We start from the raw sequence: 26,318 nt of genomic DNA, 5'->3' as shown, positions 1-26,318 counted from the left end.
TGAAACATGACCGCTTAAGGAACAATTCTTTCAGGTTGAGAAATTATCCATTGTCAATTGCCCAGACTAAAGGGCGATCTATTTTTGTTTTCGATAATTCATATGGGATTCTCATTGAAATTGGCTCAGATGGAACTTGCTCGGCATTACAAATTATCGGTTGGAGCTAAAACGTTGGACCTTTCAGCCAGAACCCATATTATGGGCATTCTGAATGTCACTCCGGATTCGTTTTCAGATGGAGGTGAATATTTCGAACCGGACCGCGCCATTGCTCGGGGAATGGAACTAGCCAGACAAGGGGCAGATATAATAGATGTGGGAGCCGAGTCCACCAGACCCGGGGCAGAACCGATCTCTGCAGAGGAGGAAATTGCGCGTCTGTTGCCAGTGATCCGAGGATTGGCGAATCTGGTGGATGTGCCAATTTCTGTGGATACTTATAAGGCGCCGGTGGCGGAAGCAGCTTTGCATGCCGGGGCCAATATGATCAATGACATCAGCGGGCTGCGATTCGATCCTGACATGAAATTCGTTGTGGCCCGATTTCAAGTGCCAGTCGTGCTGATGCATATCAAAGGCCAGCCAAAAAACATGCAACAGGATCCTCATTATGATGATGTGATTGGTGAGATCTGCGACTATCTAGCAGAAAGCATCGAAATGGCATTGGCTGCGGGAATTCCTCGCGATCGGATCATCATCGATCCTGGTATTGGCTTCGGTAAGCGATTAATGGACAATTATGAGATTATAAGGCGGCTGAAGGAATTTAGTCGGCTGGAATGTCCGATCCTGGTGGGTCCCTCGCGGAAATCGTTTATCGGCAAGGTGCTGAATTTGCCACCAGATCAGCGCCTGGAAGGGACGATTGCTGCTGTGGTTGTTGCAATCCAAAACGGTGCTCATATCATTCGGGTGCATGATGTGCTGCCAATGGTGAGAGCCTGTCAGATTGCAGATCGGTTAGTGGGAAAAATCGCTGTCTAAACTTGTCGAACTACGGTTCCGAGGGGCAATTGAGGAGGCATTTTCGGTTAATCGAAAAATGTGATTTGAGCCACTTTTTAAGTGCGGCATTTGAGCTATATTTTTCGGTAAATATCAATTAAAAAACCTCCGGTGGTGATGATGAGATTGGAATTGCTTCGTATTGGCTTTCTAACAGTTTCGTTGATCGATGTCCTGGATATCGCCATCATCTCGTATATCCTCTATAAGCTTTACTTCTTTATTCGGGGGTCTCGTGCTGCACAAATGTTTATCGGTCTCGTGTTGATCTTGCTGGCATCTGTGGTGGTGCAACTATTGGGGTTGAGCGGCTTGAACTGGATTTTCGAAAACCTGAAAACCGTCTGGCTGGTTGCATTTGTGATCCTGTTTCAACCAGAGCTGCGCCGAATTCTCATCTATATCGGCCAGATGCCTCTGATCAGGAAAATTTTTAAAGTAACGATTACGCCGCGCGTCACCGAAGAAGTGGTGAAGGCTGCCGTGGAGCTGAGCAGACGAGGGATGGGCGGGCTTATCGTATTGGTCCGCAATGCCGGGATTAAATCCATTATCGAGAGCGGGCAAAGCATCCAAGCGAAAGTCTCGGTTCCTTTGATTGTCTCCATTTTCAATCCCCGTTCCCCGCTTCATGATGGCGCTATCATCATTCAGAATGATGTCATTGAAGCGGCTCAATGCATCCTACCGCTCAGCCAGAACCCTAATATCGGTTCTCAGTATGGAACACGACACTTAGCGGCGGTGGGACTATCTGAGGAATCGGATGCGCTGGTGATTGTGGTTTCTGAGGAGACCGGCAAGATATCTCTGGCGTATGACGGCCGATTGCACGCGGACCTCGATCCCCATGTGCTCCGCACCACAATTAATGAACTGATGCAGGTTGTACCGGGAGGCTAAAAAATTCCATTGGGGCGATCCTGCATCAAAAATCCTTTCACGCACCCATACGGTTGCGATGCAGCGATGACATTTTTTAGTCCCCCCCTTTACTAGAATAATTTATTGCACCCTGTGAGCTGGTCATTATCAATGGGCAAAATAAATAAAAATGTTAAGTGATAGAAGCCTTTTCAAAAGAATGATCGGAAAAATTTAAGGAGGTAGGAGTGAAAATATCAGTTGTTGGAACTGGCTATGTTGGCTTAGTTACTGGAACCTGTTTTGCCGAGACGGGGATCGATGTGACATGTGTGGACATTGATCAAGAGAAGATCGAGAAATTGAAGAAAGGGATCGTGCCAATTTATGAGCCGGGGCTAGAGGAAATGTTGGCGCGAGTCACCAGCAAAGGCCGCTTGAATTTCACCACCGATCTTGCTGCCAGTTTGAAGGATTGTGAGGTAGTGTTCATCGCAGTCGGAACACCGCCAGATGAAGACGGCAGCGCCGATTTGAAACATGTGCTTGCGGTGGCGTCAGATATCGGCAAGTATATGGAGGATTACTTGGTAGTCGTGACCAAGAGCACCGTCCCAGTGGGGACCGCAGAAAGAGTGCGTCAAGCGGTTCAGCAAGAATTGGATCGGCGCGGGGTGTCCATTGCATTTGATGTGGTGTCTAATCCAGAATTCTTGAAAGAAGGGGCAGCGATCAACGATTTTCTCAAGCCAGATCGCATTGTTATCGGTGTCGAATCGAAGCGGGCGGAAAAAATTATGAAGCGGCTCTATAAAACGTTTCTGCTGAACGGTCATCCCATTATTTTCATGAACATTCCTTCAGCAGAAATGACCAAGTACGCCGCCAATGCCATGCTGGCAACCCGCATCAGCTTTATGAATGAGATCGCCAATCTGTGTGAGATTGTTGGTGCGGATGTGAACCTGGTGCGTTTGGGAATCGGCAGTGACCCACGGATTGGAGCGAAATTCATCTACCCAGGGATCGGTTATGGCGGCTCTTGTTTTCCTAAGGACGTTAAGGCGTTAATCAATACCGCGCGCCAGCATAATTACGAAATGCGTATCTTAAAGGCTGTTGAAGCCGTCAATGAACAACAGAAGTCGCTCCTATTTGAAAAAATGCGTCGCTTTTTTCACGATGATCTGAAAGGCAAAATCGTGGCCATTTGGGGGTTGTCGTTTAAACCAGAAACTGATGACATGCGCGAAGCACCGTCGCTGGTGGTGATCGATAAATTGCTGAACGCCGGCTGTACGGTAAAGAGCTACGATCCGCAAGCCATGGCCGAGGCACGAAGAATTTTAGGAGATAAAATCGAATATGCAAACGACCAGTACGAGGCATTGATCGACGCCGATTGTCTTATGCTGGTGACGGAATGGCGCGAGTTTCGTTATCCAAACTTCAAAGTCATGGCCAAGCTGATGAGACAGCGAGTGATTTTCGATGGACGAAACATTTATGATGCCCAAGAGCTGAAACAATTAGGCTTCAAATATTTTTGTGTTGGGGTGAATACCGCAGCCATTCGTTGATCCAATGCCTGAATTTTGAATCACCCCAAAATCCTTTAAGCAAAAAACTGAAGGCCCTGGTATTCCTGAGAAAGGATGCCAGGGCTTTTGATTTGCATATTTGAGAATGCAGGTTTCTTTCTTGCTTCATGAACATGAGACAAAAAAGACTCGTCCATCCGTAGGCGCAAGCGCTTTATCGGTAATTCGATTACTGTGGGGAACCAAAACTCAAAACCGAAAATTTGGTCAATTTATATAAAGCCTCTGATCTAGAACAGATTTAAAGAAATCTGATTTCCGATACATTCAATGTCACCGCACCGAACTCTTCTTCAACTTTGCCTTTAAGGACGTAGGGTCGGGAGTGGCTGAGCATATACGAGAACTGACGGTAAGTATCGGGGAAGAACACCGTTTCATAGATAGCTGTGGTATCTTCGAAGCTGATGAACTCCATGAGTTCGTTCTTTTTGGTTCGAGTCATCTTTTGGGTGACCAACCAGCCGATGGTAGTGACATTTTTGCCGACGAACAACTTGAGGTCTCGGGCCAAAATATAGGAGAATTTTTTGAGGCGATCTTTGTAGAGGGTGAGCGGGTGGCGACTGATGAGCATCCCAAGCGTTTCGATTTCATGCTGCAACTGGGTTTTCAGGTCATAATTCTCCGCTGGAGGGACTGGTGGAGGAGGCTCGTGAAATAGGATACTGGTTCGGCGAGCGTGATTGGCGTTTTGATGATTCCAAAACATCAGCCGCCAGATCAGCTCTGGACGAGTTCGGTTCGGCTCGAGTTCATCGAATAGCCCGGCTTTGATCAGGATTTTGATGTCATTGGGGTCGATAGTGACGCGCGAAAGGAAGTCGTCAAAACTGCGAAATGGTCCATGCTGATGACGTTCGGCTAACAGTTGATCGACCGATTTGCGCTGGATGCCCTTCAATTGCATCAATCCGACGCGGATGGTATTGTCCTTACCCGTATAGTGCCATTCACTCTTATTGATATCGGGCAGCAACACCGTTAATCCCATGCGTCTCGCTTCGGAAATATAGGCGAAGGTTGAATAATAGCCGCCTTGGTTGCTGATGACGGCGGCCATGAACTCGGCCGGGTAATGCGCTCGCAGATAACAGGACTGGTAAGAGACCATGGCGAACGAAGCCGAATGGGGCTTGCAAAAGCTATAGCCGCTGAAGCTCAGGATCATGTCCCAGATCCGATCGATGGTCTCTGGTGTCACGCCCTTGTTCAGTGCCCCCTGATAAAATTTCTGTTTAAAATTCTCTAACCGCTTTGTGATGCGCTTTTTCGAAAGAATTCGACGCAAGTCATCGGCTTCGGCCGCATCGAAATCGGCCAGCGCCATGGCGACCTTGGATACATCCTCTTGATAGCACATGATGCCGTAGGTCTCTTTTAAAATTTCGCCCAGCAGCGGATGCAACGGCTCGTAGGGTTGTCCGTGGAGGCGTTTCAAATATTCCCGGATGTAATCGTTCGCTGCTGGGCGAATGATGGAGCTATGAATGACCAAATGCTCGAAATCACCAGTGCGCGCCTTCTTTTGCAACAGGCGCATGGCCGGGGATTCCACATAAAACACGCCGATGGTATCGCCATTGCGGATCAGCTCCTGAGTCGCAGGATCGTGGATGGGGTTCCATTGCTCATACTGGATCTCCACGCCGTAGTTCCGTTTGATGGCTTGGAGCGCGTCCCGAATGACAGAGAGCGAGCGGTTACCCAGGATGTCGATTTTCACCAGTCCCGCGTCCTCAGCCTGGTCCTTCTCCCACTGAATGATATTGATCCCCTTGGGTGCGCGTTGTCTGGGGACGTAATGATCGATCGGTTTTGGGGTGATTACCACACCGCCGCAATGGATCGACAGGTTGCGGGGGCAGCCCTGGAGTTTCTCGGCCAGCGAGAGGATCTCGGGCCAGGGCGGTTTGAATTGATGATAGCGATACGCTGGGTGCGCCTCGATGATATCCTGGATACCTTCTACCTCCCAGTAGCCCGATAATTTTTTCGTGACTGCGTTGATCTCCGCCTCGGGCAAGCCGTACACTTTGGCGACCTCTCGGACGGCTGCGCGGGCTTTGTACCCGACATGATTGGCGATCATAGCAGTGTGTTCTTCGCCGTACTTCCGAAAGATGTAATCGAGAATTTGATCCCGTTCATCCCACGGGAAATCGACATCGATGTCGGGTGGGTCTTTGCGTTTCATATTCAAAAAGCGCTCGAAGAATAGATCATGGGCGATGGGGTCCACATGGGTGATTTCCAGGCAATAGGACACGATGCTGGCGGCCGCCGACCCCCGGCCACAGGTCCGGCGCGATTGCTGGACGATATCGTGTACCACTAAAAAGTAGGGGGCAAACCCCTTGTGCTGGATGATGTTCAACTCGTATTCCATCCGCTCTTGGACCTGTGGAGTGATCGTGCCATAGCGTTTTTTCGCCCCTTCATAGCACAGCCGGCGCAGATAATCGAACGCCGGTTCACCAGTGGGAGGTTGAAAATCAGGAAAAATGGGGCCGCCCAAGTCGAGTTCATGCATGCATTGGTCAGCGATGCGTTCCGTATTGGCGATGGCCTCGGGGCAATCGGGGAAGGCTTGGGCCATCTGTCTGGGGTCTTTGAGCCAGGCATCCGAAGACGCCAGTTCGCGTTCGTCCAACCGCGAAAGAGTGGTATTGCAATCGATCGCCCGAAGCAGCCGATGAATGAAAAAATCGTCTCGATTGATGAAGTAGACCCCATTTGTAGCGACCGGGGGAATGCCCGAGCTTCGGGCATACTGGAGCAGCGCCCGGCGTCGGGGATTGGGTTGCAGCTCGACAAACAAGTTTTGTGGCGAAACTTTGTTCTTCAAAGCGTTCAGCAATGGGGTTGAATCCGTGATCATGAATAACCCAGCCGAATAGCGGAGCAGCGCCTCCAGCAGGGAAAAATTTCGATCGAGATGGCGCAGGGACAGGATGCGACATAGATTGCGATAGCCGATCGGTTCTTTGACCAATAGAATGATCCGCAGATTGTTGGAGACGACCTCGGCGCCGATGATAGGCCGAATGCCCACCTCCCGAGCAATTTGCAAAAACCAGATCAGGCCATAGAGACCATTGGTATCGGTGAGGGCCAGCCGGTCCATCCCACGTCGCTTCACCGCGGCACAGAGCTCTTCGATGGAGTTCGCCCCGCGGCCAAATGAAAAATGGCTATGGGTGTGGAGGTGTACAAACATGGTTTCATCACTCCCTTGGATTGAGGCAATTCGGTTCCTGCAAAATAGAAAAATTTGTCCTGTCGACCCGCCAAGCGGCCGTGCGCATCTCAACAAGGCGATTGACTAGCGAAACGAGGTCATTCTGAGGCTGCGTCAACTGACCTTTGGCATCAACCGACGCGACTCGATTGGGAAAAATTGTCATTCTCCGCTCTCCATCCGCCGGATGGAGGATGGATCGCTCAGAATGCCATTGTCCACTTCGGTTGACGCGAATGGCCGGCTGGCGGAGGGATCCTCCCAATGACTCGTTTTTGTTACTTTGCAGAACTCTATGTGACAATATCAACTTGCTTGCTGAATAGCGTCTGTGTCCCCAGGTGATGGTCGGCGGCAACGATCCTTTAATGTACTAATTCGCCCGCGCGAATTTCAGGGAGTCTGGACCGAATTTTTGCCGGATATGATCGATGGTCCGGATGAGGTTCTGGCTCTGATCGTCCGATGGCTGGTCGAACAGGGACAATTGTCTGGGGGCGGGCATCAACTGGAAGCAGCGGATCGCCAAACTTCTGACGCGAATGCGCCGGGTCAAAATGGTATGGAGCAATTGTTCCGCCACCGAAAACAGTTGTTGGTCCAGGTTACTCGGGTGGGGGAGCCGCTTCTGCGCCATCGCCTCCCGATGATCAGAGTAATAGATTTCCAGAATCATCTGTCGTGATGCCTGGCCCGACTGCCGCAAGCGCCGCCCGATTTTTTCGATCAGTTGATAGAGCGTCCCGCGCAGGTGCTGCAGGTCATTGCTGTCTTCTGGGAGGGTCGTCTGCTCGTAAATATTGGGCACCTGCTGCGGGGGAAACACCGGGGTCGGATCGATGCCATGGGAGGCATGGTACAATTTCAATCCAGTTCGTCCAAAAACCATGGTCAGGTGCGGCAGTGACAGCTCCGCCACATGTTTGATCAGCCGAAGGTTCAACTCCAACAGTTGCGCCTTGATGGCTGGGGCAAATCCCGGCAAATAGCCCACCGGCAAGGGACTGATGAAATGGGGCTCTGAGCCGTGTTGCACCTCCTGAATCCCGATCGGCCGAATCACCCGAGACGCCATGTTGCTGACCAGTTTATTGCTGGCAATACCCAAGCTGGTCGGCAACAGCAATTGTGATAGCACCTCCCGCTGGATTTTAGCGGCGGCATCCCGGGGCAAGCCGAACAGCCGCCTCGTTCCACTGATATCCAAATAGAGCCGACCGTAGTGCACCGGCTCGATCACCGGCGAGAACTGGCCCATCAGCTTGATAATGGCTTGCATGGCCCGGCTGTACAACGGCTCATTGGGTGGGATCACCACCAAATCACGACACAGCCGCCGGGCCTGGTGCACCAGCATCCCGCGATGGATGCCAGCCTGTTGCGCCTCGGGCGAGCTCACTTGCACCACAGCTCGGGCCAAAGCCGGATTGGCGACCACCACCGGCCGCTGGCGCAATTTCGGCTCAAGAATCCGCTCCACTGTGATGGGGAACGAATCCACCTCCAGATAAATGATGTGACGCTCCATTGCTTCTCGCTCCATCAGATGTTTATCCCAGAAGCGCCCAATCTCACGACTATTCCCGCTTGTCTCAGGCGTGATGGGAATCATGATATGCAACCAGGATTCGATAAAGTCTACTATTCTGAAAAACCAATCCATGAAAGTTCCCTCGCTCCAGGATCAGGATTGCCAACCATCTGGCTGCCAGCCAAACCTGCCCGGCTGGAGATGAATGATCCTGACACGGCCCCTCTTGCACCTGCCCACTGGCGAAACAATGGATGCATTGAACGAGGAAACTTCGTTGGCCCTCATTGTTAGGTGGCGCGTGATGCGCTGGGCGCAGAGGCTCATTCGCCTCCCGCCTGCGCCCTGCTCAATCCACCAGTATTAGTGAACCCGTTCCCGAATTAATGCCAGCACTTTACCCTGAAGCGACCAGGGCTGGTCTGGGTGAATATCGGAGTAGTTTGGATTTTCCGCTTTCAGATAGCGCTGGTTTTCCTTGACCACCAAACGCTTCACCGTCACCTCATTGCCGATCAGGGCTACCACGATATCGCCGTTGTTGGCCGATTGGGTGGATTGGACAATAACCAGATCGCCATCATGAATCCCGGCGTTGATCATACTATCCCCGCGAACGCGGAGCGCAAAACAGGGCTGCTTGCTCTGAACCAGATAATTGGGCACGTAAATGAATCGTTCAATGTTCTCCTCAGCTAACACTGGCGTTCCTGCGGTAACGATACCGATCAAAGGAAGCCCGATCTCGTGGCCCGATTCCGATTGACGGGTCATGCCTCCCTCCGGGCCGACGCGTTTCAGGACACGGATGCTCCGCGCCTTGCTCGATCGTTCAATGTAGCCCTTTTTCACCAATGCCTCCAAATGGCTGAGCACTGCATTTTTAGAACTCATCCCCAAATCCTCCCGCAACTCCTCCAGCGTGGGCGGCACCCCATTCCGATTGATTTTGCGGGTGATCGCCTGAAGCACCCAGTGCTGTTTCTTGGTCAACTTCTTCATAGCTCCAACCTTTTACTTAACTTTTTATAAGTTAACAAATATTAGGTTAACTTTTGTACAGTACAAATATACAATTTTATCCGAAAAAAGTCAAGCAAAAAATTCATTGGGTAAAGATTTTTTTTCATGAATGAGCGCGACGCGGATGGGGATCCAAAAACGCTCGGGAAAATCAATTGATGCGAATAAAAGGAGAAGAGCAGTTATTTGGCCAGATTCAAAAGCAATCGATTGCCACAGGAGGATCAGAGGCAATCATGAGTCGGGGAATATGGGATGATTGGAGAGGGATTGCATAGCGAGGATTTCGGTTGATTGAACTTCCCATTATGGATTAAAGAACCGCTGGATCGCGGTGATGGGGGAACGTTTGGCGGCCTGCAGCTTGCCCTGGAACAAAACCCTTCCGTGTTCCATAAACACGACCCGATCCGCGATCCGATGGATGCTCTCCAATTCATGGGTGACGATCACCAATGTCATGCCCAAGATATCGCGCAGCTTCAGCAGCAGCTTGTCCAGAGCGGCAGCGGTGACCGGATCGAGCCCGGCAGTGGGTTCATCGGCGAAGAGAATCGCGGGGTCCAGCGCGATGGCGCGGGCCAGCGCTGCTCGCTTCCGCATGCCTCCGGACAGTTGGGAGGGTAGCAAGTTCAGGGCATGATCCAGCTCCACCAGATGAAGCTTTTCGCGAACCAGACGACGGATCAGCACTGCCGGAAGGTTGGTATGTTGTTCTAACGGGATCGCAACATTTTCTGCGACGGTCAACGAGTTCAAGAGCGCTCCATTTTGAAATAATACCCCAATTTGGCGCAGCACGGTGTTGAATTCAGTCTCATCCATTCGGGTAATATCCTGGCCCATGATTTTCACTGCGCCAGCGGTAGGTTCATACAATCGGATGATATTCTTCAGCAGCGTGGTTTTGCCGCAACCACTTCGGCCCAAAATGACGGTGATTTCATTGGAAAAGATGTCAATCGAAATATCATCCAAGATGACTTCATCGTTATATTGGGCAATTAAATTTCTGATTTCAATCATTGCTGACATATTGTTCTGATTCCATACTGCGTTTCGATGAGAGTGAGCAACTGGCAATCCGAGAATTGATTCTCGTCATTCAAAATAAAAGATCAGTCCCAAGATCGAGTCGGCCATAATGACGAAGAAAATCGAGGCCACAACCGAAGCCGTGGTGGCCTTGCCAACGCCCTCAGAACCACCAGTGACCCTTAAACCAGAGTAGCATGCCACGATGATAATGATCCAGGCAAAAACGATGCTTTTTACCAAGCCAGTCATCAGGTCCTTCATGAATAGAACGGTCACTAATTCATTGAAAAATGCAGTGGCGCTCAATTGCAGATAGGTGATCCCGATCACGAAGCCGCCCAAAATGCCGATCAAATCTGAGAGAATCGTGAGCAGGGGCATGGTGAGCGTGATACCATGGAATTTGGGGACGACCACATACCGGATCGGGTTGAGCGACATGGTTTTCAGGGCATCGATCTCCTCAGTGACCACCATGGTGGCGATCTCGGAGGCAATGGCAGAGCCGCTCCGCCCGGCGACCACGATGGCGGTCATGATCGGCCCCATCTCTCTCAGCATCGCGATGCCGATCAGATCGGCCACAAAAATGTTGGCCCCGAACTGGCGCAACTGGGCAGCGGATTGGAGCGCCAGCACCAGTCCGATGAGAAACGAGATCAGGCCCACGATGAGCAACGCATTGACGCCAATGACCACGCTTTGCTGGACGAACGATCCGCGACGTTGCCCCTTGCGCTGAACCAGTCCTACCGCGCTCCAGTAAAAAATATCAGCGATAAGGTAGAGCAGCATCATGAAATTGTTTTTGAATCGGATCATCGCATCGCCCAGCGACTCGAAAAATCCGGCACGGGAGATAGGCGGTTCGGCCGAAAGACCTGCAGTGGAAAAGGTCTCCCAGGCCTGGCGCACTGAGTCGGGAATCTGGACGAAGTGGATCGGCTTTGCGCTACTGCCATAGCGCAGGGAAATTTCATCCAATAAAGCCACACCAGCGCTATCGATATCCGTAATGCCAGCGCAGTCAATGGTGAGAGGCCGGCCCCGAGCCGAGGAAAGCAGGCGCGATAACTGCTCCCAAACCGGCCGAATCGCTCCCAGCGTCAGTTCACCTGAAATAAAAATCGTATCGTCCTGCATTATGATGGATGCCATACTCTAAAGCAAAATATATGAATATCGCAGCAGTAAAATTTGCTCGGTTTGAAGATAAGGCACAATCGATTGATCTCGCTTGAGCCGCACTGTGTAATCAACCGAAATGTTCTTTGACAACCGCAAATTGAAATTGTTTTCCCAATCGTAAACGAGATTCTTATTTGTCCCAGAAGGGAATAGCACGTCAAGCTCCGAGGTGATCATCATATTTCGAAATAAACGCACGTTGCCGATAAACGCCGCCTCAGGTCCCTGCAGATAGGAAGAGGCCTTGCGATAAAATTGGGTCGGGTCTTGCTCGTCTTCCACATAGAGTTTCCAGTTGACGTTCTGTCGATAGCCCATGCCAGCGCGGACATTAAAATTGGCGCGCAGCGATTTCATCATTCGCAAATTGATACCAAAACCCTCTTTTAGGATGAGTGGCGAAAAGTTGGGGGAGGCAACAAATTTCTTTACATTCGATTGGGTCTGCTCCAGCTTGCCTTGTTCATCATAAAGGCGGATGGTCTTGGGCTCGTCATAGTAAATTGTGGTTCGAAAGAGATCAGTCTCTAGGAACAATCGGCCATAACATCCCAGCCAACTGACGAAATAGAACACATAGATGTTTTTGAGCCTGACATTATCCAAGTAACTGCGAAAGCTACTTTGCTGGCGCTGCATGTTCCAGCCCTCTTCCACAAGTCCCTGGGCCAAGAAGTAATGTCGTGGCGTATTATATTTGATATGATAATCAAACTGCGCGACAAACGCCATAGAGGTTCGTTTTTCTTTTGAGGTGACATCATTAGCGCGATTCAGCGTGAAGCTCCCGTAAAGAGCGCTGAACAGCGACCAATTCTTGATCTTATGGCTTCCCACTCCCAACTCTAAAATTCCAGCGCCCAGAAAATTTTTCGTGTCGCTGTCCAATACAATGGTATATTGCGTGAGCTCCCCGGGCAAAAGCCGCACCGTCGCAAAATTGACATAGGTATTGACGTGCGAGCCCAATTTGACAATTTTATAGAGGCCCGGTTTCAAAATCCAGGTGACCAGCTTTTCGCCCAATTGCTCATCGGCGCCATAGCCGATGCCAAAGGACTCGCCCTCCGGCAACCGATACAATTCATAGGGTTCCTTGAGCCACTCACGCGTCTCATCGATGATTCGAATCGTGAGGCCACTCCAATCCGGTTCGATAATTCGGGTCTCCTCTGCCTCGATGTCAATCATTTTTTTGATTAACTGATTTAGGCTTCCAGAGCCCAAGGTGACAGTATACCTTCCGGGTCGCAACCAGACACTGCGCCCCATCTTTTGCTCCGCAATCGTCGAGTCATCCTTCGAGACGGTATAGACCGGTTCAAAATCGGGATGGGTCATTGCGGGTAGGAACAGCCGTCCCAGCCCCTTGATACTATCCAAGGCCTCCATGTCCAGTTGGACTTTCGGTGGCGGAGCGATCCAATTGTATTGTCGGACTTGTTGCCCTGCCATTGGGATGGTGGTGCCCATGATCAACAGGGCCATAGCTACGGATTGTAAGATCTTCATTGGTTCAAGCCAATCTAAGGTGTTAATGGTCTTTTGGTGCGGGATATGATTGATTGAAATAGGCAATGATTTTTCGGATAAAATTGTTCACTTCCTCTTCCAAAATGTCGCTCAGTTTTTGAGCGAAGAGTTCCATTTGAAACACGGGCATTTCCTCGATACGATCGAATTCATGAACCAGCAGGTTTTCATAGCCATCAAAAGTTCTGAGATAGAGTTTCAGGGCCAGATGCGCAGCGGTGTATTGGGGATGCTCAAATTTTTCGATCGCCATAATCGTGCCCACGATCTCAAAATCTGGGCGTTCTTCAAGAAACTCGCGCTGACATTTCCTGAAGATGTTGAATTTGGCGATGTGATCGGCAATAAGATCGGAAATGATAATTTGCGGGCGAATTGCCCAGAGATTATAACGATAATAGTCGAGCCGATGGGCAGAATAGCGTACCACAATGCTCACCCGATCAAAGGTGCGGGGTATCTTCATGGTTTGCACCTGAACTTTGTAAGGAAAGGGTTGTGGGACCATCAGGCTGCTATCGCGCAGCACCGGCTGGTAATCCAAGATGTAATATCTAGGCTGAATCGTTTTGGTGGCGCAGGACTGAAGGATGAAACTTGCGGCACCAAATAGGAGAAGTCCAAATAGGTGAAAAATTCGTAGCGGTCGGTTCAGAGGCATCATTCTCGGATCTCTCCTCGTTGTGAGCTTCTCAGTAAGAGCGATGGGTTTTCACTGATCAGCCGGGTAAACTCGTTGAAGTACTCCAGGCTTTCCCGAAGGATCTCAGTCGAACTGAGGATATCATGTCGGCTTTTCAGTAGGGTCAGATCCAGATGGGTGAAGGTCCGATTAGTTTGTTCCACCGCGGCAGCTAATTTTTTGATCAGGTCCCCCAGATCTGCCTGTTCCAGCTCGGTGGAGATCTTCTCCACGTTTGCCATTGTGGTCTGCAATTGGGGAGAGCCAGTGATGCGTTGAATATCATTTAGCACTAGGTTGGAGGTCACCATCAGCGTGTCCAGCGATCGGGTAATTTGTGCCAAATTTTCAAGCGTATGATGGATGTTCACCCGATTGGTGTCCAATAATGTCTTGATGCTGGTCATAGTACCACTGGTGCTTTCGATCAATTGAATGAATTGCCGCTGATGCTTTGGCCCGGTCAGTTCCGCAAGGTTATTCAGGATCAGCTCCAGTTTTTCGGTAATCACCTCTGCTTTGCCAGTGATGGTGTCCACCAGCGATTGCCCAGCTTTGATAAATGAGTTGGGCGGCAGGCGTTTTGATTCGTTGCTGCCGCCCTGGATTTCAATCATTTTCAGGCCAGCAGCAATGCTGAGATAATCGATCACCGCCTCGTTATCCTCTTTGATCGGCGTTTTGGGATCGATGGAGATCTTCACGATGATGGACGTGACATCCTCCGGATCGATATACATGTCATCGATGCGGCCGATCCGCAATCCCCGATATTTGACTGGCGATCCGATTTCCAGTCCCGTGAGCGACATCTCTTTAAAGCGAATATAATAGACCGCCCGTTTTTTTAGCAAGCGACTGCCAGTGATAATGGCAATTGCGCTGATGAGAACGGTCAATGATAGGGCTAAAAAAACACCCAGCCGGATTTTCTGAGATCGAGAGACCATGGTCGTTATCCTGAGTTGGAGAAAATTGGCATTGGTGCTTATGGCAAATTTCGCTAAATATACAAACTTTGCGGTACAATGTCAAGCAGTTGTTTCGATCGGCCCTGCTCTTTTGGGATAGATCTACGACGAAATAGCTGAGAATAAGTGACAAGACGAATGGATTCAGTCCGATAGACAGAGGATCAAGAATTCTGCGATATAGCAGGTGAATTAGAATGTCGACCAGCATGAAAATCTTCGCTAATGGCAAATTTAATTTTCTGTTTCAGTTTAACAAAAACGATGAGAATCCATGGAAAAACCCCCAAAGCCAGAGCATTGCCAATTCTGGGCGAAGCAAAGATAAAAAGATCATAAACACCATGAAATAAAATCGCCATGCAAAGGCCTTTGCCAATCAACCTTTTTGCCTTCGAACTCGTGAGGGAAAATTTTGCCTTGCCGATGTAATATCCCATCATGCCCGAAGCTACGGCATGCATGGGAACGGCGGTAATCCCACGGACCATGATGATCCCCAGGCCGCATTCCATCGCATAAATGACATTTTCCAGACAGGCAAAACCCAGGCTTGCAACTACAGCATAGACGATGCCATCCATCACTTCATCAAAATCGACATGCCGATAAGCGAAACGTAGCACCACCAATAATTTTAGCACTTCTTCAACTAATGCCGCAACAATAAAAGCTTTGAGCAAGTCATGAACCCATGTCCCATACGCCACCATTCGGAACAGCCGATCAAACTGCATCTCAATCAATATCGCTGGCAAAGTAAATGCAAAGCCCAGGCCGAATATTTTTAATATTAGCCGTTTTGGTTCCGGCTTTTTTTTATCCTGCTGATAGAAATAATAGACTAAAACAATAGAAGGAGCGATCGCCAACACCAATAAAATGAATATCCGCATTGGTCTCCTTGGCCTCAAATGTTAATTGATTGGACATATTCAAGGCATCAATCAGATTGTAAAATGAAGAGCATCTCTGCTAATCGCCTAACAATCAAAATTTGCTTTCAACAACAAAATGGAAGACCACTTATCGATTAATTATTTTCTCGAAGCTGGAGCATAAAGCGGTCACTTCTTGTTCAGTGTTATAATGCACTAAGCTGACGCGAATAACTCCACTCTCTGTTTTGAGACCCAATGCCTTGATACAACGCCAGGCATAAAAACAGCCGCTCTGGATGGCGATTTTCTGATTTGCGAACTCCGCTACCCAATCGCGATTGGACCGCGAACCCGATATGGTGAACGAAAAGGTCGGTTGCCGCTTGGTCGTATCAGCCTCGGTTTTTCCGATCAATTTGATCTGCGAATGTGATTTTACAAAGTCCAGAAATATGCTTGATAGATGGCTCTCATGAGCTTCGATGAGTTCAAAAACCTTTTTGACTCTTGCAAACTGGTCCGGTTCTGGATAAAGATAATGATGCTGATAGATCGCATCGAAATAATCGGTAATGCCGGCCACGCAAGCCCCCTCTTCATGATTGACTCCCCCTGGATTCAGCGCGATGCGCAAATAATTGGGAGCACCAGGAGCGGTCATTTTGGCATATTGTTGCGGCTGAAACTCCAGCGATTGGTTGGAGAGCAACCCGTGATGGTCCTTTTTCACGAACAGCAATCCCAGATGCGGACCGAATACTTTGTAGAGACTCAAACCGTAAAAATCGACCCCTAAGGCTTTCACATCTACAGCATGGTGGGGCGCATAAGAAACGCCATCGACCAAAATCAGTCCACCATGGTCGTGAACCAGCGCCGCAATGGTCGCAATATCATTTACCGAGCCGACAACGTTGGAACTGTGATTCACGCAGACCAATTTGGTCTTATGCGATAGCAATCTTGCCAATTCATCCAACTCCAATTCCGAAGTCCGAGGATTCATTTTCCATTCAACGATGTTCACTCCGGATTGGGCTAATCGTCGCCAAGGGGTGGAATTCGCCTCGTGCTCTTGATCCGTGACAATCACTTCGTCTCCAGGCTGAAACCAGTTTCGCAGCGCGTGGGCCAGCATGGTGAAATTCATAGTCGTACAATGTCCAATCACCACTTCCGCTGGATCGGCATTGATCAATTCAGCCATTTTCACCGTGCCTTGCTCGATCGCTTCTGTCGCCTTTTTCGACATGAGATATTGTCCGTATGGCTGCACTTTTGATTCGATCATGAATTGGGACAGACGATCAATTACTGATCTCGGAACATAGGTGCCCCCAGCGTTTTCGGCATAGATCCATTGGCTGGTTTCAGGATGCTGGAAGGAGGGAAATTGTCGCCGCACAAAGTCGAGGTCTAATTCTGCCATTGAGATTCCTCTTTGCTCGAAAATGAGATCGTTTGCTGTCTGATAATCGTTGCACAGGAAGCAATGACGAAAGCTACCTTGTAACGATCCAGATCGAATTAATGAAATTGCTATCCGTTCGAAGAACTATTAGGTTGCAAAATTTGGGAGCCAAAGATCGGTCCTCCCGGTCTCGGGTTTCACTCTATGAACGAAATATCTCGATGATCCACCAGACTGCCCAAAAAGCAAACACTCCACCAAAAGCTGTTATTTTCATCCAAACTGGCATGACAACGCGAATCGCTCTTTTCAAAATAATTTCCATCAGGGTGATGAATAGAAATAGCAGCAAGGTGGCATAAAGGATCAGCCCCATGGGGTGGAATTTCACAGCTTGCTGAAATTCAAGATGCGCTATGGCGTGAAACGACCGCGTCAATCCACAGCTTGGACATGGATACCCAGTGAGCTCGCGAAAATAGCAGGAGAACAAGCGGGTTTCTCCTGGATTCCACACCAGCGATACCAAGAGAATTAACCCAAGGCAGGTACAGATCAACGCCCTATTGAGCAATTGCGATGCGGTAAGCCGCTTGTCCGCTCGGGGGGGCATTATGGTTCGTTTTCTTGACGGTATGATCTTTTTTACGCCGTTGTGCATCCGAACTGATTCCTGCTCTTAAATGAAAAGATCGGTTCTCTGGCGCTCTTAATTTTGATTTCGTCAACTCGCGGCAGTTGCATCCATTTTGCATGGGAAGATGTCAAGCTGCTCTCCGAATTGCGCCAGGAATTCGGGCCCAAAGCCCCGGAACGTGTAAGAGATCGGTAATAGGATCACCGAACCGACATAAGGGATAACGATCAACACCAAGCCAATGCAGCAGCTCAGTAAGCCTGCCGTGAACACGACAATAACAGCAGCAATACGAAGCAGGAACAGAACGATTCCAAACAATACAAAATTTCCCCAATATTTTGAAAAAAAGGAGAGAAAGATCCGCCATGCTGAATTGGTTTGGATGCGATTTTTATACATAATGGGGATAACGAAATTGTTCAGGAATGCCAAAATGTAGCCGGCCACCACAGCAACCAAGAGGATCAACACCGCCATGCCGATGATTGGGCCGAGGAATTCTAATTCAAAGCCGCGGAAGTAAATATCTTTGGCGATGATAAACGCCTGGATGACGAATAAAAGACCCGTTACAAATACGACCAGCCCGAAACCGATGCGCCAGACGAACAGCGAGTTAGCCTGCTCTTTGAATTCGTGCCATGGCTGCGTCACTTTCGAGCGATTATGGACCACATTATCCAAAAACATGAACTTGCCTCGCGAGCTGAGCCAGGTGAATACAATGACCAAGGCGATGATTGCGCCCAGAGCAAAAATGCTAAGCATCAGCCAGTCGGGGTGATCTTGCAACCAATGCCATGCAATACTGGGAAAATCAAATAACTCGTCAAGGTCGCTGTCCCCATAAATCCGTCTGCCAGTGGGAAACCTGCCACTTGCGCCTCCTTGGTTGCCCATCAATTCAGCCAAGAAAGCAGTGAATCCCACCGTTAGCCATTTGCCCAGATCAAAGGGTCGGAACAGGGCGCTGACCATCCGCTCCCAGGCCCGAGAGAATGGTGCCAAATATTGAATTGTCATACCGCCTCCGTCGTATAGCGCGATCATGATCGCCAGTATCAATTGGTCTGCTATAAGGTACGGATCAATAACGAAAATGTTTGATCGGCTCGCCTTTTTCGCCGATTTCAGTCATGGCTTCGATACCGATCTCCAGATGAACCCGTGACCATCGTTCAGTAACCTTTTGATCCGATTCTTCGGTTTTCACTCCCTCTGGTGTGATTGGCACATCGGATACCAACAGAAGTGCGCCCCGAGAGATCTCATTGTGATGTCCCACGATGAAGATGGTAGCAGTTTCCATGTCGATCGCTATGCAGGTCATTTGCTTCAGTCGCTTATGAAATTCCAGATCGTGTTCCCAGACGCGGCGATTGGTGGTATAGACCACTCCAGTGCGATATTCATAACCATGGCTAATAATTTTTTCTGAGACGAATTTATGAAGTTTAAACGATGGGAGCGCGGGCACTTCTGGAGGAAAATAGTCGAGGCTTGTCCCTTCCCCACGAATGGCAGCGATGGGTAAAATGAAATGCCCTAGCTCGGTCGACTTTTTCAGGCCGCCGCATTTGCCAAGGAACAATACCCCCTTCGGCCGCACCGCAACTAATAGGTCCATAATCGTTGCTGCATTGGCCGAACCGATCCCAAAATTGATAATGGTCAGTCCACTGCTATTGGTGGCCGCTTGCATCGGCTTATTTTCACCATAGATATCACAATGGAATTTCTCGGCAAAGTTTTTGATGTAATAGCTAAAGTTTGTCAGCAGAATGTATTCGCCAAACTGATTTAATGGCATCCCGGTATAGCGAGGAAGCCAATTTTTAGCAATTTCGATGCGATCTATCATGATGTTTGATCAAGCAATGCATAAAATTATCATAGCGATTCACCGATAAAAAAGTCAAAACCCATTACTGGTAGACAGCGCCAAGCTATATTAACGCTTGCAACTTCCAATCCGTTCTATTGAAGCAATTCGACCTCATAATCCCAGTCCCACTGATCGAAATAGAGGTTGCCACCTTCCCATTCCACCTCACCGCGTTGAAAGTCCAATGTCTCAGAGCGAAAATGGATCTTGGCTGGGTAAAGATGTTGCGCATAATCATCGTTAATGATGAGCCGATAGGCGTCCATACCTCCCAGATAGAACCATCGTTCTGACTCGTTGCTGGAGTCCAGCAGCCCCACATCGGAATCAACTGGCAGCCAGCCATAGGGCTCAAAATAGATCTCACCCCAATCATGCATGCCGTGGTAATCTAGATCGGTGGTCCAGCCCGATTGCCATCGGGTGGGAATGCCGTTCATGCGACAGAGCGTCATAAAAAAGATCTGATGCATCCCACAATCGCAATGACGATTCTGATAGACATACTCAGAAATATTTTCCAGCGTGGAGTACTCTCGAGCCGACGCCCAGGGGATGTTGTCATGAATATATTTGAAAATTCTTCGGGCGATGAAATAAGGATTGGTCTCGTTGCCCACGATTTGTCGAGATAGCTGCTTTAGATCTTCTGAGAAAACGATGTGGGGCGGCCGCTCAGAAAGATAAGGTGCTAATTCCGGAGTTAGCGGCGCTTGCCTAACTTGCTTCGGATCGATCGGTTGATAGACGGCGTAATTGGTGAATTCAAAGACCACCTGAAATTTGGTTTCATTCGCCCCAGCCGATGGTTGTTCTAAGTAGATTGTTCGCTGCAAATAGCCATCATTCGGCGCGACGATATTTTGTTCGGGAAAGCAGGATATCAATTTCACATCGGTCTGCCGGCCTGGGATCTCCCTTGGGAAGGGCAACCAGCAACGAACCACTTTCCCCTCAGGAACTGCATTCTTATTCAGCGTTAGCGTATACGTCACGCGCGCGCGTACTGGATTAACGTATTTTTTGCCTGTCCGCAGCGATGTCTGGATGATATTTCTCACATCTTCCAGCCGATTGTAGCGTCGGGGCGCTGGAGTCCCATCCTGCTTCCGCTTGATCTCTTTCAGGTTTTTATCAATGCGGAATAGATTGGGCACGGCATTGTTGAAATATCGCTTATTGCCATCGATGATCCGAAATTCCAGCGATCGTTCTTGCTCCCATCGCAGCAGATCGGATTCCTTTACATTGGGAACATAGCGCTGAATTTCTAAGATGACTTCCTTTTGTGTCTTTGTAAAATCTTTTCGAATTCGATCCAGGCGCTCGATCTCAAAAGCGATGGCTAACCTTTGGAGCGGCCCCAGGTTCAAATTGTTCGCCAACTCCAACCGCATCAATTGCTGTGCGGCGTCAAATTCCCCCTGTTCAATGAGCCGTTGAAACTTATCTGGAAGCTGAGCATAAATTCCGCTGAACCAAAAGATCAGGCAAACGCCAATGAGCCCCAACGTCAGCGATCGTCTCGACATGATTTCCCCTCCGAAATCGATTTGTGCACCTTTTTATCGGTTTGCGATTGAACCGAAACTTTATTTGGGCCACTAATAGCCAGCAGATCCTGATAGTGAAATTCTTTTTTATCGTTAATCCGCAATCTATCTGTCAATGGCAGGCAAGCCATTTTTGTTATTGGCGCTGTCAATATAGAAGAAAATTTCATCAAAAGCAATATTTTTTCTTGACAGGGCTTCATTTCGCAAAAGCGATTTCCTTGCCAAATAGATCATGCAAAAATCCATCTAACGGCTGATTCAATCAGCTTTTCTTCAAAAAATCCTCTCTCGCAGGAGAAAATGTATCGATGATTACCCCGGGCTCGATGCACTTCGCGCTGTGACCAATATGAGAGGGGATGACAAAGCTATCGCCAGCTCGCAACAGCTCTTTCTGATCGCCGATTTCGACCTCAAAAGCTCCACTTTCGATATAGGAGACCTGCTGATGGGGATGGCTATGCCAGGGAGCAATCACGTCTCGATCAAACGTCACTCTGACCAGCATGAGATCCGTATCGTAGCCCAAAATTTGGCGCCGCATTCCAGGGAGCACTTCTTCAACTGGTACCTCATGATTGCGAATATGTGTCTTCATGTTCTTCCTTTCGATCATATGATTTTATGATTATCGATGAATCCAGATTTTCGACTTGATTTTCTAAATTGAACCTGCATGATTTTCATATTGGATCATTGTTGAAGAGATTCGATTGCTTCAATGATCCTGAGATGGGCATCGCTAAGAAAGCATCTTTTTCGCTGAGGATAAAGATGTTCGTTGATTTGTGAATTCAGTTTTTGAGCCCAGATTTTCAAAACAAGCGGTGAGTGCAGGCAAATCCAAGCCCTCGAAATTGTCAATCACCAAGTCTGTTCCGTGTAATTCTGACCGTGGATGTGTTGTGGTGAGGCCAATGACGCGGCAGCCCGCGCGTCTTGCTGCTTCGATACCAGCCAGGGAATCCTCGAACACCACACACCGATGGGTTGGCATACCCAATCGCTCAGCCGTTTTCAAGTAGATCTCAGGGTCTGGCTTGCCCTGTTGGATCGAAGTTTCATCGAAAACGATGGAGAAGTACTTGTTCGTCCCGGTCTTTTCCAGCGTGAATTGCACGTTTTTAGGAGGAGCCGAGGACGCCAGCGCCATCGGTATCTGGTTCTGCTGCAACATTTCAAGAAATGCGATGAGGCCTGGGAGCGGCTGGATGATTGGTGCATATAATTCCCTGAATAATGCCTCTTTTTCATCTGCCAGTTTTTTATATTGCCCCGGGGTTAAACGATCCCCGAAAATCTCGGGCAACCAATTCTTATTGGCTCGACCATACACCTTCGTTTTCAATTCCTCATCCGTTAAAAAGTAGCCGTGCTGCTCACAAAATTGGCGCAGAGCAATCTTATGCGTTGGATTGCTATCAACGATTACTCCGTCCATATCGAAAATAGCAGCAAACGCCCAATTTTTTAAATCCGCTTGTTCCATAGTCGATTTTTACCAAGTGGGATAATTATTTTTTCCCAAAATGCAGTGTTTTTGATTTTTGACTGAATAGCCAATGGAATCCCGCCTAATGAACCGATGGATGGTCGGGTACGTGCCAGATGGTGCCAAGAATGTCTGGCCGATGTCGCTGCGGATCTGGTGGGCCATGGTGTTGTCGGTCCACTTTTGGATCGATTTGGTAATAAGCCGTAAGCACAACCCCTGGTTCCAATTCCACCGAGACCGGATAGCCCAGATCATCACTGAGTGCATCATCTCGGAGCACGATTTCCCTTTGTTTTTGCCAAGTAATGCCATCATCGCTCACACAAGCCCGCTGTCCATAAGGCGGCCGACGGTAGCCATAGGCGCAAACTACCCGTCCATCGGATAATTGTAAGAGGTGCGGAGGATATCCCCAGAGCGGCGTTTGGATTGGTTTGACCCAGGTTCGACCCAGATCGTCCGAATAAGTGACCCAGAGAAAATTGCGTGGGTCGTGCTTTTGATAAGGGATGCCTTCGCCGCGTATCATCATCACAATTCGACCCGAAGCGAGCTGAACGACATGCGGCTCAGCAAATCGCACGCTATCAGGAACGGGGGAACGCACAACAGCAACCCTCTCCCATAGCTGTGCTGGCGATGGCGCAACATAAACGCCGATCTGGCCTTCATCCAGCCGATAGGCGGCGAGCAACAGGCTACCGTCTTGGAGCTGGATCCCGCCATGGATCGAATCTTTACCCGGAAGCGGCGCGCTCCATGTCCTCCCATGATCCTGGCTGACGAGGGTCCAACCACCCTGCCACCCTTTCGCCTCAGCATATCTGGGCTGATTCACTTCATCGCACCAGCGATCGATGACCGCTTTGGGATAGGCATCGGGTGGGAGCTTCAGATAATCTTCGCAGCTCCAGTGCGTGGACCAAAAATGCGTGACAATCCGGCCATCTCTCAGAAGCGTGACCCCGGCATCGCGATCATCGATCGGGCTTTCGAAAACCAATTCTGGAGCACCCCATGTTCTGCCATTATCGGATGAGCGAACCAATACGATCTTGCCGTTCGGTGCAAGGTGCTCTTCGGTGACGCAAAAGAACACCAGAATGTCCCCATTGCTCGCTCTGATCATGGCTGGCCAGGCGCAATATTCCTGGGGTGCAACATAAATCTCGATATGTTTGATCACCAAATTTGGCGGTTCAGAATGCGACTGCCAGGCGATCCATATGGTGATCGACAAGAGGAAGACGATTTTGATCCTGTTCATCCGGATCCTTTCCAGAAATGAGCGAACGGCTTCATCCCCGCGATTTCAATCAAACTCCCTGCGCTGATGAAGTCCGCCCAAACTTAAACCCGCATGTTGATCCAGCAATTCAATGCTAATGATACTATCTCTGAGCACTGACCCCTATTATCTGATTACTGATTACTGATTACTGATTACTGATCACTGTTTACTGTTTATTGCGTCTTGAGTACGAATCCAATCTTTTATGAAGTTCTCTCCGATATTCATCTCGAAACAACCCGATTTTTTCGATGGGGATTTCCTTAAATCCGAGCTTAAATGCTGGAGAAGACGGCTTTAATCGAAAATCTGCCTGTTTGATATTTTTAAAACCTGGATCGCTATTGATAATCAAATTGCCTTGAAGGTCCCCAACCTGATCGGCTTGATCCCTTTTGAAGTAGCGATAATTCGCCTCAGTGTCCAAATTTAAGTAATATGGTTCCCAGCCAGCGGGCGGCTCCTTTATTCGCTTGTAGATGATTGAATCGGCGATCACATTATCCTTTATTGTGACCACCGAAGGATCATAAGCGAAATAATCATATCGTTCGATGAATCGACCGCAGCAAGAGATATTGCGAAGGATTTTATTGTTCTTCGGCACTGCTGGTTCGTCGTCATAAAGCGTCAACAACTCGGGATATTTTTCGCTATATGGCGGTTCTCGGAAGTTTACTGCTTCGAGGGAATCTTTCAGGACAGGATAGGTGCCGTCGAAGTAATTCGTGGCCCAAGACAGTCCTCGAGCATCCTGTACGATGGAAGGGGCGCAGCTAATAAAGATGTTGTTTTCGACCAGATTGTCCCGGCCACCACCGAGCAGCACGCCACGACCAGATTTGTAACAGATGTTGCCGTAAAGGGTATGTGCTGAGGCAAAATCGTCCAAATAAAGGGCAGTACAACCGTGAAGGCCCGGGCCTTTGAGATGATGAATGTAGTTGTAACGCCAGATATTTCCCCGCCAGGCATAGTTTCGTCCTGTGTAAATTGCACCCGCATCGCCAGTTTCATTGCAAACATTGAAAATCTCATTGAATTCGATTAAATGCTCACTGCCCCGGGTGAATATCGCGCTATGCGGGGCGTCGTGCATGAGATTGTGGGCGACCCGATTACCTACCCCATGTAATTCCACGGCCACCTGATAAGTTCGCACATAAGTGCTCCAATCATGGATGTGGTTATTGATCGCAAAGTTGTTCCCAGGTGTCAGATCCATCTGGTTACCACCGCGCAGCACTATGCCCCCAAGGGCTAAATCATAAAGATCGCAACTCGTAATGCCGTTGTGGGTGCCTCCATTGATAAGTACCGCGTAATCGCCGAGATTCCGAAACGTGCACCCAGCGATCAAATTATTGCTCCCCTTATCGATCACCACGCCACTTCCACGGGACATTTCCAGATGAAGGGATTGGATCGAAACATTATGACAATTTTCCAGCACCATTAGCGGTTGGTCCAATAGCGATACAAATGCCTCTCCCTGGTCGATCGGCATGGGTGGATAGAAAAATAGCCAGCCGCGTTCCCGATCAAGCACCCATTCTCCGGGTCGATCCAATTCCTCGAGGATATTCAGAAAATAATAGCGCTGATTTTTGGTGTAGCCGTAATTGTGATGAGGCTCTGCCAGGGTGATTTCCCGTCGATCCAGATCAATGGACTGAACTTTTTGATATGAATCATTCCAGTCCCAGGTCCAATAGCCATGAAGATAAATTTGATTCTGGGTTGACCAGCGAGATGGTCGCTCCCCATCGTATTTGATCCGACCGTAATGTCTTCCCACTGGAACGCCATCGTATCGTTTCTCCCGTTCCAGCCCTTCGTTCAACAGTTTTTCGCCGAATTGCGGGACATCAGCGATATGAAGCCATGCGTCATTTGGATAGCGGGCAAGCGTCATTCGTTTGCCGTTGAAAAAGAGCTCCAGCCCAGGTCTGCCGCGTTGGCTGATCTCGCCGTAATTTTCGATGCCAACAGCTTTGAGATCGCATTTCAGGATTTTGTCCCGAAGCTCGGGCGCGATCCTTGACAAAATCGTCTCATCACCAATCGGCTCAAATTGGCTGATCCTTTGCGCACCGATGAGCGCCACATGTTCATCGTGATAGGCGCGCCAGAGACAATTGTTGATCCCATTCAAATAAATTGGTTCTGATAACAGGTATTGACCAGCCCGAATCATGACGACACGTCTCGCCGCGGTATTGGTTTGCTGCGCCTCTTGGATGGCTGCAATGGCTCGGGAAAAAGTCGCAAATGGCCCGTCGCTATGATCATCGTTTGGCTCTTTTAAGGTGCCAGTCCAAGAATCGTTGCCAACGGGGGAGACATAAAAGATTATTTGATGGGTAGTTTGATGATGACAGAATACGAGCAAGATTAGAGTAAGAAGCATGAGACGAGGAATTCTTAACATCGATTCTCCCTAAAATGATAAGTTGCAGATTTCTGTAAAATTCAA

The 26,318-nt window shown here is 49.0% G+C and carries 21 protein-coding genes; 3 read left to right on the top strand and 18 right to left on the bottom strand.

What is annotated here, in order from left to right; genetic code table 11:
* The first annotated feature begins 102 nt into the window (after window positions 1–102).
* The 3 genes from folP to ONB37_10605 all read left to right on the top strand — a co-directional run bounded on the left by folP (window position 103) and on the right by ONB37_10605 (window position 3,455).
* Window positions 103–990 (top strand): dihydropteroate synthase, encoded by an 888-nt coding sequence (gene folP / locus ONB37_10615; protein MDZ7400606.1) that lies wholly within the window; start codon window positions 103–105, stop codon window positions 988–990.
* Between the two features lie 138 nt (window positions 991–1,128).
* Window positions 1,129–1,914, top strand: a complete 786-nt coding sequence (gene cdaA / locus ONB37_10610; protein ID MDZ7400605.1) for a diadenylate cyclase CdaA — start codon at window positions 1,129–1,131, stop codon at window positions 1,912–1,914.
* Between the two features lie 209 nt (window positions 1,915–2,123).
* Window positions 2,124–3,455, top strand: coding sequence for a UDP-glucose/GDP-mannose dehydrogenase family protein (locus ONB37_10605; GenBank protein ID MDZ7400604.1), 1,332 nt, complete (start codon window positions 2,124–2,126; stop codon window positions 3,453–3,455).
* 262 nt (window positions 3,456–3,717) lie between these two features.
* Here ONB37_10605 and ONB37_10600 read toward each other — a convergent pair whose 3' ends face one another.
* The 18 genes from ONB37_10600 to ONB37_10515 form a co-directional block, all read right to left on the bottom strand.
* A complete protein-coding gene (locus ONB37_10600; protein MDZ7400603.1) occupies window positions 3,718–6,696 on the bottom strand; it encodes a DNA polymerase III subunit alpha in 2,979 nt (992 codons plus the stop codon).
* Window positions 6,697–7,090: 394 nt separating this feature from the next.
* A complete protein-coding gene (locus ONB37_10595) occupies window positions 7,091–8,380 on the bottom strand; it encodes a DNA polymerase IV (GenBank protein ID MDZ7400602.1) in 1,290 nt (429 codons plus the stop codon).
* A 231-nt stretch (window positions 8,381–8,611) separates the two neighbouring features.
* Window positions 8,612–9,250, bottom strand: coding sequence for a transcriptional repressor LexA (gene lexA, locus ONB37_10590; GenBank protein ID MDZ7400601.1), 639 nt, complete (start codon window positions 9,248–9,250; stop codon window positions 8,612–8,614).
* Between the two features lie 327 nt (window positions 9,251–9,577).
* A complete protein-coding gene (locus ONB37_10585; GenBank protein MDZ7400600.1) occupies window positions 9,578–10,306 on the bottom strand; it encodes an ATP-binding cassette domain-containing protein in 729 nt (242 codons plus the stop codon).
* A 66-nt stretch (window positions 10,307–10,372) separates the two neighbouring features.
* Window positions 10,373–11,467, bottom strand: a complete 1,095-nt coding sequence (locus tag ONB37_10580; GenBank protein ID MDZ7400599.1) for an MlaE family lipid ABC transporter permease subunit — start codon at window positions 11,465–11,467, stop codon at window positions 10,373–10,375.
* Window positions 11,468–11,470: 3 nt separating this feature from the next.
* Window positions 11,471–13,009: a hypothetical protein gene (locus ONB37_10575; protein MDZ7400598.1), complete on the bottom strand. Its 1,539-nt coding sequence runs from the start codon at window positions 13,007–13,009 to the stop codon at window positions 11,471–11,473.
* A gap of 22 nt (window positions 13,010–13,031) precedes the next feature.
* Complete coding sequence (locus tag ONB37_10570; protein ID MDZ7400597.1) at window positions 13,032–13,694, bottom strand: PqiC family protein; 663 nt, start codon at window positions 13,692–13,694, stop codon at window positions 13,032–13,034.
* Window positions 13,691–14,662 (bottom strand): MlaD family protein, encoded by a 972-nt coding sequence (locus tag ONB37_10565; protein ID MDZ7400596.1) that lies wholly within the window; start codon window positions 14,660–14,662, stop codon window positions 13,691–13,693. The genes ONB37_10570 and ONB37_10565 overlap by 4 nt, the downstream gene beginning before the upstream one ends.
* Window positions 14,663–14,847: 185 nt before the next feature.
* Window positions 14,848–15,579, bottom strand: a complete 732-nt coding sequence (locus ONB37_10560; protein ID MDZ7400595.1) for a PrsW family glutamic-type intramembrane protease — start codon at window positions 15,577–15,579, stop codon at window positions 14,848–14,850.
* A gap of 130 nt (window positions 15,580–15,709) precedes the next feature.
* Window positions 15,710–16,993 (bottom strand): aminotransferase class V-fold PLP-dependent enzyme, encoded by a 1,284-nt coding sequence (locus ONB37_10555; protein ID MDZ7400594.1) that lies wholly within the window; start codon window positions 16,991–16,993, stop codon window positions 15,710–15,712.
* 184 nt (window positions 16,994–17,177) lie between these two features.
* Window positions 17,178–17,588 (bottom strand): DUF2752 domain-containing protein, encoded by a 411-nt coding sequence (locus tag ONB37_10550; protein ID MDZ7400593.1) that lies wholly within the window; start codon window positions 17,586–17,588, stop codon window positions 17,178–17,180.
* A gap of 111 nt (window positions 17,589–17,699) precedes the next feature.
* On the bottom strand, window positions 17,700–18,638 hold the full coding sequence (locus ONB37_10545; protein ID MDZ7400592.1) for a hypothetical protein: 939 nt from the start codon (window positions 18,636–18,638) through the stop codon (window positions 17,700–17,702).
* Between the two features lie 64 nt (window positions 18,639–18,702).
* Window positions 18,703–19,476, bottom strand: a complete 774-nt coding sequence (locus ONB37_10540; GenBank protein MDZ7400591.1) for an AMP nucleosidase — start codon at window positions 19,474–19,476, stop codon at window positions 18,703–18,705.
* A 116-nt stretch (window positions 19,477–19,592) separates the two neighbouring features.
* Window positions 19,593–21,032, bottom strand: a complete 1,440-nt coding sequence (locus ONB37_10535) for a transglutaminase domain-containing protein (protein ID MDZ7400590.1) — start codon at window positions 21,030–21,032, stop codon at window positions 19,593–19,595.
* A 286-nt stretch (window positions 21,033–21,318) separates the two neighbouring features.
* Window positions 21,319–21,654 carry a cupin domain-containing protein gene (locus ONB37_10530; protein ID MDZ7400589.1) on the bottom strand — a complete coding sequence of 112 codons (336 nt, stop codon included), beginning with the start codon at window positions 21,652–21,654 and terminating at the stop codon, window positions 21,319–21,321.
* A gap of 144 nt (window positions 21,655–21,798) precedes the next feature.
* Window positions 21,799–22,545, bottom strand: a complete 747-nt coding sequence (locus ONB37_10525) for an HAD family phosphatase (GenBank protein ID MDZ7400588.1) — start codon at window positions 22,543–22,545, stop codon at window positions 21,799–21,801.
* An 85-nt stretch (window positions 22,546–22,630) separates the two neighbouring features.
* Window positions 22,631–23,818: a glycoside hydrolase gene (locus tag ONB37_10520; protein MDZ7400587.1), complete on the bottom strand. Its 1,188-nt coding sequence runs from the start codon at window positions 23,816–23,818 to the stop codon at window positions 22,631–22,633.
* Between the two features lie 190 nt (window positions 23,819–24,008).
* On the bottom strand, window positions 24,009–26,273 hold the full coding sequence (locus ONB37_10515; GenBank protein MDZ7400586.1) for a right-handed parallel beta-helix repeat-containing protein: 2,265 nt from the start codon (window positions 26,271–26,273) through the stop codon (window positions 24,009–24,011).
* Between the last annotated feature and the right edge of the window lie 45 nt (window positions 26,274–26,318).

Source organism: candidate division KSB1 bacterium, assembly GCA_034506395.1.
In the GTDB taxonomy this organism is placed as follows: domain Bacteria; phylum Zhuqueibacterota; class Zhuqueibacteria; order Thermofontimicrobiales; family Thermofontimicrobiaceae; genus Thermofontimicrobium.
Note: the sequence above shows the minus strand (reverse complement) of the source record. Positions and strands in the feature narration are given on the sequence as shown.

What these genes read in the sequence shown, in the direction of transcription:
- ONB37_10530 (MDZ7400589.1), bottom strand. Translation starts at nt 21,654, where the DNA reads ATGAAGACACATATTCGCAATCATGAGGTACCAGTTGAAGAAGTGCTC.
- lexA (MDZ7400601.1), bottom strand. Translation starts at nt 9,250, where the DNA reads ATGAAGAAGTTGACCAAGAAACAGCACTGGGTGCTTCAGGCGATCACC.
- ONB37_10595 (MDZ7400602.1), bottom strand. Translation starts at nt 8,380, where the DNA reads ATGGATTGGTTTTTCAGAATAGTAGACTTTATCGAATCCTGGTTGCAT.
- cdaA (MDZ7400605.1), top strand. Translation starts at nt 1,129, where the DNA reads ATGATGAGATTGGAATTGCTTCGTATTGGCTTTCTAACAGTTTCGTTG.
- ONB37_10540 (MDZ7400591.1), bottom strand. Translation starts at nt 19,476, where the DNA reads ATGATAGATCGCATCGAAATTGCTAAAAATTGGCTTCCTCGCTATACC.
- ONB37_10515 (MDZ7400586.1), bottom strand. Translation starts at nt 26,273, where the DNA reads ATGTTAAGAATTCCTCGTCTCATGCTTCTTACTCTAATCTTGCTCGTA.
- ONB37_10585 (MDZ7400600.1), bottom strand. Translation starts at nt 10,306, where the DNA reads ATGTCAGCAATGATTGAAATCAGAAATTTAATTGCCCAATATAACGAT.
- ONB37_10565 (MDZ7400596.1), bottom strand. Translation starts at nt 14,662, where the DNA reads ATGGTCTCTCGATCTCAGAAAATCCGGCTGGGTGTTTTTTTAGCCCTA.
- ONB37_10520 (MDZ7400587.1), bottom strand. Translation starts at nt 23,818, where the DNA reads ATGAACAGGATCAAAATCGTCTTCCTCTTGTCGATCACCATATGGATC.
- ONB37_10525 (MDZ7400588.1), bottom strand. Translation starts at nt 22,545, where the DNA reads ATGGAACAAGCGGATTTAAAAAATTGGGCGTTTGCTGCTATTTTCGAT.
- ONB37_10575 (MDZ7400598.1), bottom strand. Translation starts at nt 13,009, where the DNA reads ATGAAGATCTTACAATCCGTAGCTATGGCCCTGTTGATCATGGGCACC.
- ONB37_10550 (MDZ7400593.1), bottom strand. Translation starts at nt 17,588, where the DNA reads ATGCCCCCCCGAGCGGACAAGCGGCTTACCGCATCGCAATTGCTCAAT.
- ONB37_10555 (MDZ7400594.1), bottom strand. Translation starts at nt 16,993, where the DNA reads ATGGCAGAATTAGACCTCGACTTTGTGCGGCGACAATTTCCCTCCTTC.
- ONB37_10580 (MDZ7400599.1), bottom strand. Translation starts at nt 11,467, where the DNA reads ATGGCATCCATCATAATGCAGGACGATACGATTTTTATTTCAGGTGAA.
- ONB37_10545 (MDZ7400592.1), bottom strand. Translation starts at nt 18,638, where the DNA reads ATGACAATTCAATATTTGGCACCATTCTCTCGGGCCTGGGAGCGGATG.
- ONB37_10560 (MDZ7400595.1), bottom strand. Translation starts at nt 15,579, where the DNA reads ATGCGGATATTCATTTTATTGGTGTTGGCGATCGCTCCTTCTATTGTT.
- folP (MDZ7400606.1), top strand. Translation starts at nt 103, where the DNA reads ATGGGATTCTCATTGAAATTGGCTCAGATGGAACTTGCTCGGCATTAC.
- ONB37_10570 (MDZ7400597.1), bottom strand. Translation starts at nt 13,694, where the DNA reads ATGATGCCTCTGAACCGACCGCTACGAATTTTTCACCTATTTGGACTT.
- ONB37_10600 (MDZ7400603.1), bottom strand. Translation starts at nt 6,696, where the DNA reads ATGTTTGTACACCTCCACACCCATAGCCATTTTTCATTTGGCCGCGGG.
- ONB37_10535 (MDZ7400590.1), bottom strand. Translation starts at nt 21,032, where the DNA reads ATGTCGAGACGATCGCTGACGTTGGGGCTCATTGGCGTTTGCCTGATC.